This is a genomic window from Streptomyces sp. NPDC050619, from assembly GCF_040654815.1.
Taxonomy (GTDB): domain Bacteria; phylum Actinomycetota; class Actinomycetes; order Streptomycetales; family Streptomycetaceae; genus Streptomyces.
The window spans coordinates 537,042-550,454 of sequence record NZ_JBFAIR010000002.1; the positions used below are offsets into that span (position 1 = coordinate 537,042).

11 protein-coding genes and 1 pseudogene are annotated in these 13,413 nt (G+C 70.4%); 5 read left to right on the forward strand and 7 right to left on the reverse strand.

Going from position 1 to position 13,413, the window contains the following annotated elements:
- Positions 1–30: 30 nt before the first annotated feature.
- Positions 31–1,713 carry a rhamnogalacturonan lyase B N-terminal domain-containing protein gene (locus AB0I77_RS05470; protein WP_363281026.1) on the reverse strand — a complete coding sequence of 561 codons (1,683 nt, stop codon included), beginning with the start codon at positions 1,711–1,713 and terminating at the stop codon, positions 31–33.
- 201 nt (positions 1,714–1,914) lie between these two features.
- Here AB0I77_RS05470 and AB0I77_RS05475 point away from each other — a divergent pair, with 201 nt between their 5' ends.
- From AB0I77_RS05475 to AB0I77_RS05485, 3 genes and pseudogenes are all read left to right on the forward strand, one after another.
- Positions 1,915–2,961, forward strand: a complete 1,047-nt coding sequence (locus tag AB0I77_RS05475) for a rhamnogalacturonan acetylesterase (protein ID WP_363281027.1) — start codon at positions 1,915–1,917, stop codon at positions 2,959–2,961.
- Between the two features lie 130 nt (positions 2,962–3,091).
- A pseudogene (locus AB0I77_RS05480) lies at positions 3,092–3,278 on the forward strand (hypothetical protein); the annotation flags it as partial.
- A 272-nt stretch (positions 3,279–3,550) separates the two neighbouring features.
- Positions 3,551–4,552 (forward strand): hypothetical protein, encoded by a 1,002-nt coding sequence (locus AB0I77_RS05485; RefSeq protein ID WP_363281028.1) that lies wholly within the window; start codon positions 3,551–3,553, stop codon positions 4,550–4,552.
- A 77-nt stretch (positions 4,553–4,629) separates the two neighbouring features.
- Here AB0I77_RS05485 and AB0I77_RS05490 read toward each other — a convergent pair whose 3' ends face one another.
- From AB0I77_RS05490 to AB0I77_RS05500, 3 genes are all read right to left on the reverse strand, one after another.
- Entirely contained in the window at positions 4,630–6,021 is a 1,392-nt protein-coding gene (locus AB0I77_RS05490) for a hypothetical protein (RefSeq protein ID WP_363281029.1), read from the reverse strand.
- A 68-nt stretch (positions 6,022–6,089) separates the two neighbouring features.
- A complete protein-coding gene (locus AB0I77_RS05495; RefSeq protein WP_363281030.1) occupies positions 6,090–6,875 on the reverse strand; it encodes an alpha/beta hydrolase in 786 nt (261 codons plus the stop codon).
- Entirely contained in the window at positions 6,868–7,455 is a 588-nt protein-coding gene (locus tag AB0I77_RS05500) for a WHG domain-containing protein (RefSeq protein WP_363281031.1), read from the reverse strand. Before AB0I77_RS05500 ends, AB0I77_RS05495 begins: the two co-directional genes overlap by 8 nt.
- 305 nt (positions 7,456–7,760) lie before the next feature.
- Between AB0I77_RS05500 and AB0I77_RS05505 the strand changes: the two genes are divergently transcribed.
- Positions 7,761–8,882, forward strand: coding sequence for a class I SAM-dependent methyltransferase (locus AB0I77_RS05505; protein WP_363281032.1), 1,122 nt, complete (start codon positions 7,761–7,763; stop codon positions 8,880–8,882).
- Positions 8,883–8,950: 68 nt separating this feature from the next.
- Here AB0I77_RS05505 and AB0I77_RS05510 read toward each other — a convergent pair whose 3' ends face one another.
- On the reverse strand, positions 8,951–10,270 hold the full coding sequence (locus AB0I77_RS05510; protein WP_363281033.1) for a jacalin-like lectin: 1,320 nt from the start codon (positions 10,268–10,270) through the stop codon (positions 8,951–8,953).
- 221 nt (positions 10,271–10,491) lie between these two features.
- On the opposite strand from AB0I77_RS05510, the gene AB0I77_RS05515 reads away from it, so the two are divergent.
- Positions 10,492–11,325 (forward strand): NAD(P)H-binding protein, encoded by an 834-nt coding sequence (locus tag AB0I77_RS05515; protein WP_363281148.1) that lies wholly within the window; start codon positions 10,492–10,494, stop codon positions 11,323–11,325.
- Between the two features lie 3 nt (positions 11,326–11,328).
- Here the strand turns inward: AB0I77_RS05515 and AB0I77_RS05520 are convergent, their stop codons facing one another.
- Positions 11,329–11,862, reverse strand: coding sequence for an AAA family ATPase (locus tag AB0I77_RS05520; RefSeq protein WP_363281149.1), 534 nt, complete (start codon positions 11,860–11,862; stop codon positions 11,329–11,331).
- A 29-nt stretch (positions 11,863–11,891) separates the two neighbouring features.
- A complete protein-coding gene (locus AB0I77_RS05525) occupies positions 11,892–13,307 on the reverse strand; it encodes an NAD(P)/FAD-dependent oxidoreductase (protein WP_363281034.1) in 1,416 nt (471 codons plus the stop codon).
- Positions 13,308–13,413: the final 106 nt, after the last annotated feature.

Below are 13,413 nucleotides of genomic sequence, written 5' to 3' on the forward strand. Positions count from 1 at the left end.
CCACTGACAAGGTGCCCGGCGGCGCGATGGTCAGGCCAGCAGGTCGAGCGCGTCGATCGCCGTACCGGCACTGAGGTAGGAGGTCGTCCCCGACCCGCTCACCACGTTGATCTTCAGCACGTTGTACTGGCTGGTGTCCGTCTGCCAGGCACTCGCCGGGACGCTGTAGGTGAACGTGTGGTTGTTGCCCCGGTAGGACCCGTTGGTCAGCGACCTGGTGTTCGGCTGCGTGGGCGGGGAGGGGATGGCCGACGTCCAGGTGTCGTTGACGGCGACCTGCGGGCGGCCGTTCGCGTAGGCCGTCGTCACCCCGATGCGCAGGGTGTGCGCGGCGGCGGCCTGGGCCGCGGTCAGCTTGAAGTACACCAGCAGGCCGCTGTTGACGTCCTTCCAGAGGTAGCAGGGGAAGGCCGACGTCTCGCTGCCGCTGCCGATCACCACATTGCCGGTCCAGGAGGCGGCCCGGACGTCGGAGGGGTGCGCGTACGTCATCAGGGCGGCGTTCTTGAAGCCGCTGGGGGAGCCGGTCCAGTCGTTGATCCGCCAGATCGCGCTCGCGTTGCTCGGATCGTTCGAGGACGGGATCGCGAGCGAGTTGAGCGTGGTCGTCCCGCCCGCGGATACGGTCACCTGCGTACTGTGTACAGCCAACTCGCTCTTGTAGACAGTCAGCGTGTACGTTCCCGGCAGCACCCCGCCGACCGAGAAGTAGCCGTCGGAGGCCCGCGCCGAACCCCAGTACTGCGCCGCCGAGTTGGCGAGCCCGACCGTGTACGGGTACGCCGTGTTCCGCCCGGTGATGCCGACGCCCGCGACCCGGCCCCGGCCGCTCGCGCCGACGTACCCGGAGATGCCGAGCGAGTCCGCCCACGAGGTGGTCAGCGTCCCCGGGAACAGCGACGAGGACGGCGCTCCGCCGTCCGTGAAGGCGATGACGTACGGGCCCTGGAGGCCGAAGCGCTGGTCCTCCGTCTGGTTCTGGCCGTAGTACAGGATCTCGTACAGCCCGCCGCCGTCCGCGCTCTGGTGGCGCAGCAGGGAGCGGTAGAACGGGCCGCCCGAGGCCTTCTCGTGGTTGCTGCGCACGACCCACAGACCGACGCCGCCGCTGCTCCAGCCGACGTAGTCGTAGTCCATCACCCGCAGCTTCGAGTAGTGCTTCGAGCGGGTCTGGCCGTCGGACTTCGCGAACACGTCCGAGGCCTCGATGGTGCTGTTCGTGTACGTGTAGGAGTCGGGCTCGTCGTTGAGGAACGCGCCCTTCTTGACGCGCACGATGTAGCGGGTCGCGGAGACGGACGTGTCGGCCTTGTTGGTCCACAGGTAGACGTTGTTCTCGCCGCTGCGGGCCGCGTAGTAGTGCTTCAGCGTGCCGTACGCGACGGAGATCAGGATCGTCGTACCGGACTGCTTGACGCTGACGGTGGAGGTGCCGAGGCCGGACTCGATGTGCGAGTTCATGCCGCCGTAGCCCTGGTACTCCACCCCCTTGTAGACCAGCGAGGTCAGGTCGCCGTTGGTCTTGCTGACCTTGAAGACGAGGCTCGCGCCGGTGTCGACGACGTAGTTCGAGCCGTCGTCGCTGTAGCCGAAGGCAGCGGCCGACGCGGTGGTGGCGAGCGGCCCGGCGAGGGCGGTCGCACCGGCGGCGGCCGCGGTGGCGAGGACGAAGGTACGGCGTCGGACCGGTCTGTCGTTCTCGGTTCCGGACATGGGGGTGCCTCCTTCAGGAGGTGTGGGGGTGCGGGTGTCGGTCAGGGTGACAGTTGAATCGATTTCGCGAAAGGGCTTTCGCTCGCCGGAAGTTGGCAATGCTGCGAAATCTGTCCGAGGTCTAGAAAGCGCTTGCCAGAGGCGGTACCGTCCAGCGGCCAGGCCTTGTCGACCTTGCGGTTTCGTCGGAGGGATTCGCGAATGAGACGTTTCAACCTCGCCGTGCTGACGGCGGTGGTCCTGAGTGCCGGCCTGATCGCCGTACCGGCCCAGGCCGCCCCCGAGGGGCAGCGCCCGCTCGGCATCGAGAACTGCACCGCCACCGCCTGCCACTTCGACGTCCCGCCCGGCACGTACGACGTGAAGGTCCTCCTCGGCGGCGACGCCGGGTCGAGCACGAGCATCGCCGGCGAGACTCGGCGCTCGCTGCTCCCTGAGACGCCGGTTACGGCCGGAGAGCGCGTGTCCCGCAGCTTCACCGTGAACGTCCGCACCCCCGAGGGCGAACCGACAGGCCTTGAGGGCACCCCCGGCCTCGACCTCGCCCTGGGCGGCTCGGCACCGGCCCTCGCCGGCATCCGCGTCACCCCCGCCCACCGCGCCCGCCAGATCTTCCTCGTCGGCGACTCCACGGTCTGCGACCAGCCCGGCGACCCGTACACCGGCTGGGGCCAGCAGCTGCCCCAGTACCTCCGCAAGGGCCTGTCGGTCGCCAACTACGCGGACTCCGGCGAGAGCACGGTGACGTATCTGTCCGACGCTCGGCTCTGGGCCACCGTCCAGCCGCAGATCCGCCCCGGTGACCTGGTCCTCGTCCAGCTCGCCCACAACGACAAGACGACGGACGAGGCGACCTACCGGGCGAATCTGGAGACGCTGGTGGCGGGCGTACGGGAGAAGGGCGGCAGCCCGGTCCTCGTCACCCCCATCGTGCGACGCTGGTTCAACGCCGACGGCACTCTGAACAACGGGACCGCGCTTCTGGTCAACGGCCTCGGCGTGAACCATCCTGAAGTCATCCGCTCGGTGGCTGCCGCCGAGGACGTCCCCCTGATCGACCTGACGGCGAAGACGAAGGCACTCGTGGAGTCCCTGGGCGTCGAGGGCTCCAAGGCGCTGTACCTCTACAACGAGAAACGGGACAACACCCACACCTCCGCCCACGGCGCCACGGTCTACGCGGACCTGGTCCGCGACGAACTCTTCGCCCAGCACCTGGTGCCCGAGGGCCTGGTGCGGGTGGGATAGATCCCTGGGGCGCTCCGTCCGGAACCGGGGCGCCCCAGGTCTGTGCTCGAAGGGGGCTCTGTCCAAAGGGGCCCTGCTCGAAGGGGTCTCTGCGTTGAAGGGGCCCTGCTCGAAGGGGCTCTGCTCGAAGGACGAGGACGTACGCCGACGGGCCGCGGCCTGGCCTCGGTGACGCGCTGACGGCCGAACCCTGGCCCTGCGTCTGGGAGTTGTCCCCGGTCACGGTCGGCGGCTTCCTGCTGCCGGTCGGGCATGGGCCCGAGGCGTCCCGCAAGGCGATCGAGCGGGGTCTGGAGCGCATCGAGGAGTGGTACGTCGCGGCACTCGGCCGGTGGGGGTGCACGGGTGACCAGCGCCGTGCTAATGCACGGAACCAGGCGTGACCTGGGACGACGGCTCCGAGTCGGCGATTCGGGTGGAGCAGCGTTGACCGGCCGGTATGACTGGCTTCGCCGTTCGGGTGGTCAGCGGCGTCCGTTCGGCGCATCTGTACGCGCCGTGTCGAACTGGGTGTGCTGAGCGCTGCCAATACTTCGGGACGAGGCGCAAGCCCTCAACTCGGACACCGAAACAAGGTGGAGCAAAACCTATGACAGCAACCGCTCGAGCGGTTCGAGCAGGATCGCAGGCCCGTGGCGCGAGGCTTTGGGCGTCACTCCTCGGCGTCGGCCTGGTGGCCGCGCTGACGGGCCCCTTGGCGGGCGTCGCGTCGGCCGCGCCGACCCCCATCCGCGTGCCGGGCAACCCGTCCTGTCCGGCCGGCACATTCTCGTACAAGCTGGAGGGCGGTGATCTCCACGACTACACGAACGACCCGGTAACGGTCGACGGCCTCTCGGGGACGCTCACCCTCGACATCAGGAACACCGCGCCTGGGCAGGTGTTCGACTACACGTTGACCGGCGAGCTTGCCGCCAGCTCGGTCATCGTCAAGGGCGGACCGAACGCCAACGTCTACAACTACCCGACGCCCGAGACGCAGGACACGGGCCTCCACGCTCCGAACAGGACGGCCAACAAGTACTACGGCATCAGCCACATCGACTTCTGCTTGGTCGAGGCGCCGCAGACCGGCGCGCTGCGGATCCGAAAGACCAGCACCAAGGGAGACAACCCGCTCGTCGGGACCGCCGGTGCGACGTTCACGGCCACCGGCCCCGGTGACACCGAATTCATGGTGACCGACAACGGCGGGAACGACGAGAACCCGACCGTCGGCGAGCTGTGCGTGTCGGAGCTCCCGCCCGGCAACTACACCGTCACCGAGGACACGCCGCCCACCGGATACGGCGCTGGGACCGCAGTCCCGGACAACACCGGGACAGTGGTGGCCGGCACGGACTGCGGGGACACCCCGCCCAGCGAGGCCAACGCGGTCGAGTTCCAGAACCCGCCGCTCGCCGACGGTCATGTGACGCTGGAGGGCCGGAACGACGAGACCACGAACCGCATCGTCTGCGTGGACGAGGGCGGAAACGTGATCGGGGACAGCGATTGGGGCAATTCCGTCAGCGTGGACCTTCCCGCCCTCGAGCCGGCAAGCGACGGCGGCACGGCAACCTACACCTGCACGCTCGAGGTCGACCCCTGACCTGATCGAGTAGAAGAGCCCAGCAACTGACGACGGGGCCCGGCACATGCCGGGCCCCGCCGTCGTGTCTGAGGGGGTCACGGTGTCAGACGGGCGATCTTCAGCGTCTTCGTGGTCGGTGACGCCCCGTTGAGGGCGGTCGTGTACGACGGGGTCGCCGGGGCGTACGCCCAGGTCAGCGCGGTGTCCTTCAGAACCGCGAAGTCACCGGAGATCCGGGCCTTGACGACCTTGTCGGCGCCCTGGAGCTTGCCGTTCCAGTCGACCAGGCGGAAGTGGGTGCCCGTGAAGGTGCCGGTGCAGGTGCCGCTCGCGCACTTGGCGTTCTTCAGGGACTCCCAGGAGACCAGGAGCCGGTTCTTGCCGTACGGCGCGACGCGGACGTTGACATGCTCCGTGCCCTTGGCGCTGGTGAGGTAGACCGGCTTGCCTGAAGGGGTGTTGCGGTTCTTCAGGAAGGCCACCGCCACCTGGTGCGTGCTGGTCTTCGGCTTGACCGTCCACCCGCGGCCGCTCGCGTCGTCCGGGTTCTTCGCGGCGGAGGCGGCGCCGCGCGAGGCGAAGGCGGTGGCGTAACGGCCCGTGGACGACTTCACGAGGTCGCCGGTGCGACCGGCGAAGGTGCCGCCGCAGTACCCCGCCCAGCACTGCTCGCGCTGCACGACCGGAGCGTTGTCCGGGGCCCCGATACCGGTCGAGACGAACAGCCCCGAACGCCAGTCGTCGAAGCAGAGGGAGGTGAAGGCGCCGGTCTTCTCGGCGTGCAGGGCGATGCCCTCGTTGTGGCTGCATCCCCAGCCCCAACCACCGCTCAGCTTGGCGCCCTTGGCGCTGACGTAGGACAGCTTGTCGCCGAAGTGCCCGTCGGCGGCGCCGCCCGCTCCGTGCACGACGAAGTACGCGCCGTACTTCGTGCCGTTCCAGGTGAGCTGTCCGTCGAGCAAGGGGGCCGTGTCGTGGGAGGCGGTGGAGGTGAGCTTGGTGCGGAAGGTCTGCTTGCCGCCCGTGTAGCGGACGATCGCCGCCGCCGTCTCCTTCCACTTGTTGGTGTCGGCGACCCGGGTGAGGAGCGCGAAACCGTCGTTGTGCGCGACCAGGCCGCCGACCTCCTTCGCGCCCTTGACGACCGTGTCCGCGCCCGAGCGCTTCCCGGCGGACGTCAGCGGGGTGACGTGGATGCCGTCCGCGGCGGGCCATGCCACGCGCAGGGTGCCGTTCGGGGCCACCGCGGTCGCCGTGCGCGTCCACTCGCGAGTGTTGTTGTAACCGGCGGACAGATAGGGGAACTTGGCCGGCAGGCTCACGGTCGTGGTGGTCACGGCGAGTGCCGGGGCGGCGGTCGGGGCGGCACCGGCAACGGCGTACCAGGCACCGACGAACGCGCCGGCCGCGGCGAGTGAGGCGATGACGGGCTTGCGGGCGGCGCGGACTCGGCGGTGGCCGGTGGTGGTGCGTCTTGCGGATGTCATGCCCGTCAGTCGCCGCCGTCGATCAAAGGGTTGCCACCCTGTCGAAAGGGGCTGTCCACGACGGTCGCCTAGCTGTTGTCCTGCAGCGTCTTCGTGAGCTGCTCGGCGAAGGCGACGGGACCCTCGATGGCGCCGATGTGTCCGCCGGGGAACTCGACGAACGGGCTCTTCGTCCGCTCGGCGATGAACTCGGCGGTGCGGTGGAGGAGTTGGCCGCGTGAATCGACTCCGGCGGCGAGGGTGAGGCTGAGGGGACCGAGTGAGGTGAGATCCGGCACGTACGAGGAGAACGGACGCAGGACGTGCGCCAGGAAGACGGGCATGGGCTCGGCCAACTCCTCCTCACGGGTGAGCGGTTGGCCCGTCGGGTGCGCCTCCGGTTCCTGCCCGGTGAGAAAGGCGCTCATGTGGGCCGCGGCGGCTTGAAGTCCCGCCGCGCGATAAGTGTCGTACACCGCATGGAACATGGCCTGTTGCCGCGCCCCGTCCGGCAGCACGCCCACGCACGCCGGCTCGTGCGCGACCACGTGCCGTATCCGCCCCGGGTGCCTCAGGAGCAGGTCGAGGGCCGCAACGCCGCCGGCGCTGGTGCCGAAGACGTACGCCGACTCGCCCTCGGGAAGCGTCTCCTGGAGCACGCGGTGCGCTCCGTCGCTCCAGTCCTCCACCCGCTGATCGGCGACGGGCAGGCCGAGGCGGCCGTGGGCGAGGCCGAGGGGGTCGTACGTAACGACGGTGAAGTGGTCGGCGAGGGCGTCCGTCATCGGGTCGAGCCCCATGGGATGGCCGGCACCGCCGGGGATGATCAGGAGAACGGGGCCGCTGCCGCGGACGTCGTAGTGGAGTTCAGTCATCTTCCGTGTGCTCCTCACGGGGCCAGTGTTCGAGTGTGATGTGCAGGGCGTCGATCGCCTTGTCCCAGGAGGCCTGTAGGGCACGGGAGTGGCCGAAACCGCCGGTGGACTCCAGGGCGCAGTAGCCGTGGAAGGTGGCGCGCAACAGGCGTACGGCATCGGTGAGGTCGGGTTCCTCGAGGCCGTAGGCGCGGAGCATGCCGTAGGTGATCTCGGCGGTGCGGCGCAGGGCCGGGGAGTCGGCGACGAGGGACTGGTAGAGGCGGATCTGGGTGGCGGCATAGCGGCCGGGGTACTGGAGGGCGTACGCCCGGTAGGCCCCGGCGAACGCGGCGAGCGCGTCCTTGCCCGCGTGCCCCGCCACGGCGACGGCGATCCGGTCGATCATCTCGCCGCCGGCGAGGAGCGCCACGCGGGTGCGCAGGTCCTGGAGGTTCTTGACGTGCGAGTAGAGGCTCGCGTCCTTGACCCCGAAGTGCCGGGCGAGGGCGGACAGGGAGACGTTCTCGAAGCCGACCTCGTCGGCGAGGTCGGCGGCGGCCGTGGTGATGCGGTCGGGGGTGAGGCCGGCGCGGGGCATGGGTCCTCCGGGGCGGAAACCTAGGGTGTATAGGCTGCATGCTAGCGGGTCGAGGTTCCGGAGTGGAACAGATGGAAACAGCGTGGAACAGATCCGCGTGACTGTGCGAGGCTGTGGCGTCATCTCGCTGCTGTCTCCCTGCTATCTCTCGGAAAGAGCTGGTCATGACGCTCGGCATGGTTCTCGGCGACGCCTCCTCTCGCGCTTCGACGCGGGAGCGGTAGCCCTTCCTGCCCTGACCCTCCTCCCGCTCCTCGTCGAAGTGCTCTTCGTGCCCCCGCACGTTCGATCACGAGGAGTACGTCGTGTCCACGATCAACTGGACCGAGAACAACACCCCGCGTTCCGCCCGTTGGCATTCCGAGAGCGCTACCTGGCCTCCCTGCCGGGTCGCGGTCGCCGACGACCGTATGAAGGCGGCCACCGCCTACCGTCTGGCCTGCGAAGGAACCGCCCTGCTGTGGCGGGGCGACTTCCACAACGGGCGTCTGCTGCTGCAAGCGATGGGCCGCCGCGTCGACCGGAAACCTCCCCGGCAGGGTGCCGGCCCGGCTGAGTCCTTCCATCTGTACCGCCGGGCCCGAGGCCACCGTGCCCGCGTGCTGGGCAGGCTTCTCGTTCTGCTGGGCGAGGACCACTCCCTGGACCTGCGCAGAGCTCCCGATGTGCGCCGGGCCTGCACCGAGGCGTACGGCTTGCCGTCCGAGCCGATGGCGGTCTCTCTCACGGAGCTGCTGGGGGTGATCGGAGCGCATCAGTGGCGCACGAAGGGCGTGGAGGTACCGGCCCTCGGCGCTCGTGTCCACCCGCACTACGGCGTGTTCTCCCCGGTCAGGGGCGAATACGTCGACCTGGTCGGGCGAGCACCGCTGCCGGCGTCGGTGGGCCGGCGTATCGCGTTCGACGTCGGGACGGGGACAGGAGTCCTCGCCGCCCTCCTGGCCCGCCGGGGGTTCGGACACGTCGTGGCCACCGACATCAGCACCCGCGCCCTGGCCTGCGCACGGGACAACGTCCGCCGACTGCACCTCACCGGACGCATCGACGTCGTGGGCCCAGGCCTCTTCCCCGACGGGCGCGCGAACCTGGTCGTCTGCAACCCGCCCTGGATTCCGGCACGGCCCAACTCAGGCCTGGAGCAGGGCGTTTACGACGCCGACAGCGGCATGCTCCGAAGCTTCCTGGACGGGCTGGCCGCCCGCCTCGCACCCGGCGGCGAAGGGTGGCTCATCCTCTCGGACTTGGCCGAACGCCTCGAACTCCGGACGCGAAGCGAGCTGTTGAGCGCCATCGCGGCGGCGGGCCTGCACGTGGTGGACAGGATCGACACCAGTCCGCGGCATCCACGGGCGAGGGACACCGCGGATCCCCTCCACTCCGCGCGGACCGCGGAGATCACCTCGCTCTGGCGCCTGGCGGCCGATTGACGTCGGCGTGACGGAGAAACGAGTCACCCACCCGCGGCGATGGGCGGAGGTTCCCGGCGAACCCGGGTTCAGCTGACCGGCGCGTACAGCACGCCGAGCTTGTCGATCCCGTCGCCCGACCGTCCCGTGAAGCCCACGATCTGCCGGCCGGACGGGGCCGTGAAGGTCTTCGTGTTCGTGGTGGCCGTGCCGGAGGACAGGGTGCGGCCCTTGTCCGTCGTGAAGCTCGCCGAGAAGAGCCGGGTGCGGCCGTCCTTCTGACCCTGTGTCAGCTTGACCGACGTGAGGTGTTCGCCGGACGCGAGGGGCAGGGACGTCGCCGTGCCGCCCGTGCCGCCGTGGGAGACGGTCGTACCGCCGTCGTAGGAGAGCGAGATCGCGTCCAGGCGTGAGCCGCCGCGCAGTGTCAGCGTCCGGGGCGAGGGGGTGGCCGGCAGATCGTCCGCGTCGTTGAAGGCCGTGCCGTGCGGGCCGCCGAAGAAGTCGCTCGCCGTGAGGGGCGAGTTGAGGGTGTAGGAGAAGTCGACCGTGTGCGGGAAGTGGTCGGAGAGGTTGCCGCCCGCGGAGTCCAGGAAGGACGCCCACTCGTTGTTGTAGCGGGTGGCCGAGAGGGAGAACAGTTTGCTGCCGCGGTAGAGGACCTTGTCCACGACCTCGCAGTCGTTCGGCGGGGCAGTCGTCGGGCAGACGATCGCGTCCGCGCCCTGGGCCGGCGGCGTGCCGCCCTTCGCCAGTTCGACCCACGCGTCCGTCAGGCCGTTCTCGCTCGCCAGGGTGCGGATGTTGTCGCCCGAGCGCGTGTAGCGCGTGTTCGTGTCGCCCATGACGATCACCGCGTTGCCGGACGAGTTCGCCTGGACGAAGTCGGACAACTGCTCGACGTTGGCCCGGCGGGCGGCGAGCGCGTCGGCGGTGTCGTCCGCGTTGGTGTGGACGTTGTACAGGTCCACGAAGACGCCCTCTGCGAGGCGCACCCGGGCCAGCGAAAAGCCCTTCGGGGTCAGGCAGTTGGTGCCCGTGCAGGTGTTCCACTTGACCCGGGCGAAGTCCTCGAAGGCGTAGTCCGAGAGGGTGTTGAGGCCGTCGCCGAAGGGCACGCCGCCGCTGGTCGCGGTGCGGTACGGGTGGTTGTCTCCGGCGTACAGGGCCGCGTGGTAGTTGAAGTCCTCCTGGACGTTCACGATGTCGTACGCCCCGAGGCGCGGGGAGATCAGCGGGGTGTTCGTCTCCGGGTTACCGGAACTGAGGCCCTCCGGCAGGCCGGCGACGTTGTACGTCAGGACGTTGAACGAGCCGGTGGTGGCCGCTGCCGCGGGCGTCGCGCCGGTGGCGGCGAGGCCGGTCACGGCCAGGGCGGCGGCCACGAGGGTGCCGAGGAGTCTTCTCATGTGGGGGTGTCTCCGGTCGGGAGGGACGGCGGGGAAGATGAACGCTGCTCAGCTTTGATGTCAACCAGTGTGACCGGCAACGGCAATTGGGGGAACAGTGAGAGACGAGGTGAGCTGCCGGAGACCACGACCGAGCGATGAACCTCTCTTGACCTCAAGCAAAGTTGAGGTCCTAGCGTGCCAGGGGATGTGATCACCACCCAGGACGGGAAGAGATGACGATGATCCTCGTGACCGGCGCGACCGGAAACATCGGAGGCGCGCTGCTGCGGCAGCTGCGCGTGCGGGGCAGCGGACCCGTGCGAGGCCTGACCCGTGACGCGGGACGGGCCTCGTTCCCCGAGGGGACCGAGGCCTTCGAGGGCGATCTCGAACGGCCGGACATCCTCAAGTCCGCGCTGGAGGGGGTGAGTTCGCTGTTCCTGCTGTCGAGCGTGGGCATGATGACAGACACCCTCGCGATGGCCCGGGAAGCGGGCGTGGAGCACGTGGTGCTCGTGTCGTCGATCACGGTCCGTACGCATCCGCATCTGAACGCCGCGCGCCAAGGCGCGGCCCTCGAGCGCTCGCTCCAGAACAGCGGCATGGCCTGGACGATCCTGAGGCCGACGCAGTTCGCCTCCAACACCCTGGGGTGGGCGCCGTCGATCCGTGAACAGGGCGTGGTCCGGGCGCCGTACGTCGATATCGGGCTCCCCACGATCCACCCCGCGGACATCGCGGCGGTGGCCTGTGCGGCGCTGACCGAGCCGGGGCATCGAGGGCAGACGTACGCACTGACGGGACCGGAACGCGTCACGGTCCGCCGCCAGGTCGAGGCCGTCGCCGCGGCCCTGGGCCGCGAGGTGTCCCTCGTCGAGATCAGCCGGCCGGAGGCCCACCGGCAGATGGCCTCCTTCATGGGGGACGAAGAGGCCGACGCGGTGCTCGACCTGATCGGCGGGGACGTCAACGACGAACTGCTGAAGGTCCACGACACGGTCGCGCGGGTCACCGGCTCCCCGGCCAGGTCGTTCGAGCGGTGGGCGAGGGGGAACGCCGCCGCCTTCCGCTGAGCCTCAGCCGTCCCGTGCGGGGAGACCCGCCAGGCCGGTGGCGAGCACGATGTGGTCGACCGTCTCGGTGAGCGTGCTGTCGGGGCCGATGACGGTTTCGATGCCGTCGGGCAGCAGATCGAGTGGCCGGTACCAGTCGCGCAGTTGGCTGGGGCGGACCTCGTCGGCGATCGGCTTGGTGGCGTGCCGGGTGAGGGTCTCCTCGAAGGGTACGTGCAGGTAGTAGGCGTGCGTCGGTCCGCGGTGGTCGGCGCGCAGGCGGGCGAGCATCTCGCCGTAGCGGTCGGCGTAGAGGATGCCCTCGACGACGACGTGGTAGCCGGCGTCGAGGGCGTAGCGGGCGACGGCGTCGATCAGGCCGATGTTCGCCGCCCCGGGCCGGTCGTGTTCGCGCAGGACGACACGGCGGAGGTTGTCCTGGCCGACCAGGGCCACACCGCGGCCGAAGCGGTCACGGATGCCGGCCGCGACCGACGATTTCCCCGAGGCGCTGTTGCCGCGCAGCACGATCAGCCTGGTCTCGTCCGTGCCCACCATCACGCGGGTCACCGTAACGGGGGAGCAGGTCACCGCGTCAGGCGGCGCAGCGCCGACGCCGCGGCGTGCGCCCCGCACATGCCGTGCGCGCCCGCGCCCGGCGGGGTCGCCGCGGAGCAGAGGTACATCCCCGGTACGCCGGTGTCGTACGGGTCGAGGGCGAGGCGTGGGCGGGCCAGCAGCTGGAAGGCGGTGTTCGCGCCCATGACGATGTCACCGCCGATGTAGTTCGGGTTGTACCGCTCGAGCGTGGCCGGGGAGCGGACCGCCGTGGCGACGACCCGGTCCCGGAAGCCCGGGGCGAACCGTTCGATCTGCCGGACGATCGCCTCGGTGGCGTCGCCGGCGTAGCCGTGCGGCACGTGCGCGTAGGTCCATACGGGGTGGATGTCGCCGTTCGACCGGAGGGGGTCGGCCAGGTACTGCTGGCCGACGAGCATGAAGGGGCGCTCGGGCATCCGGCCTGCGTGGACCGCGCGTTCGGCGTCGGCGATCTCCTCGAACGTGCCGCCGAGGTGGACCGTGCCCGCCCGTCGCGCGGCCTCGTGCGCCCACGGCACCCCGCCCTCGACCGCGAAGTCCGCCTTGAAGGCGGCCGGGCCGTGCCGGAAGCGGCGGTAGGCGCGGGCCACCCGGGGCGGCAGCCGGTCGCCGAGGAGGTCCGCGACCGCGCGCGGCGCGAGGTCGAAGAGCACCACGTCGGACGGGGGCAGCTGAGCCGCCGACCGGACGTGGACGCCGGTCTCGATCCGGCCGCCGTGCTCGGCCAGGAGCGCGGCCAGTGCGTCGGTGATCGCCCGGGAGCCGCCCTCGGCCACCGCCCAGCCGTGCCGGTGCCCGGCCGCGATGACCGACAGCCCGATCGCGGCGGTCGCCGGCCGGTGCAGCGGGCGGAAGGCGTGCGCGGCCACCCCGCCGTACAGGGCGCGGGCGGCCTCGGTGCGCCACACGCTCGCCACGGCGCCGGCGGGCAGCAGCGCCGGGAGCCCGAACCGCGCCAGCAGCAGGGGGTGGCGGGGCACGCGGGCGAGCGGGCCCATGAAGTCCTCGGCGAGCGCGTCGAATCCGTCGGCCAGCGGCCCGAACAGCCGCCGCCAGGTGCGCCCGTCGACCGGCCCGAGACCCTCGGCCGTCGCCCGCACCGAGCGGTGCAGCACCCCCGCCTCGCCCGAGTCCAGCGGATGCACGCAGTCGATCTCCGGCAGCCGCCAGCGCAGCCCGTACCGGCCCAGGTCGAGCGTGCGCAGGAACGGGGAGCCCACCGCCATCGGATGCGTGGCCGAGCAGTGGTCGTGCAGCAGCCCCGGCGTCAGCTCGCCGGTCCGGGTGCCGCCGCCGATCGTGCCGGCCGCCTCCAGGACGGTGACGTCCACGCCCGCGCGGGCGAGCAGGACGGCCGCCGCGAGACCGTTGGGACCGCTGCCCACCACGACGGCTGTGCTCATGGGCGCTCCTCGTCGAGACCGTCGCCTTGGCGCGTACCCACGAACGCGCCTCGTCAAGACGGCTCACCGCGGTCTCTCCGGGGCAGAGAGCCCAAGGGAAGCCCAA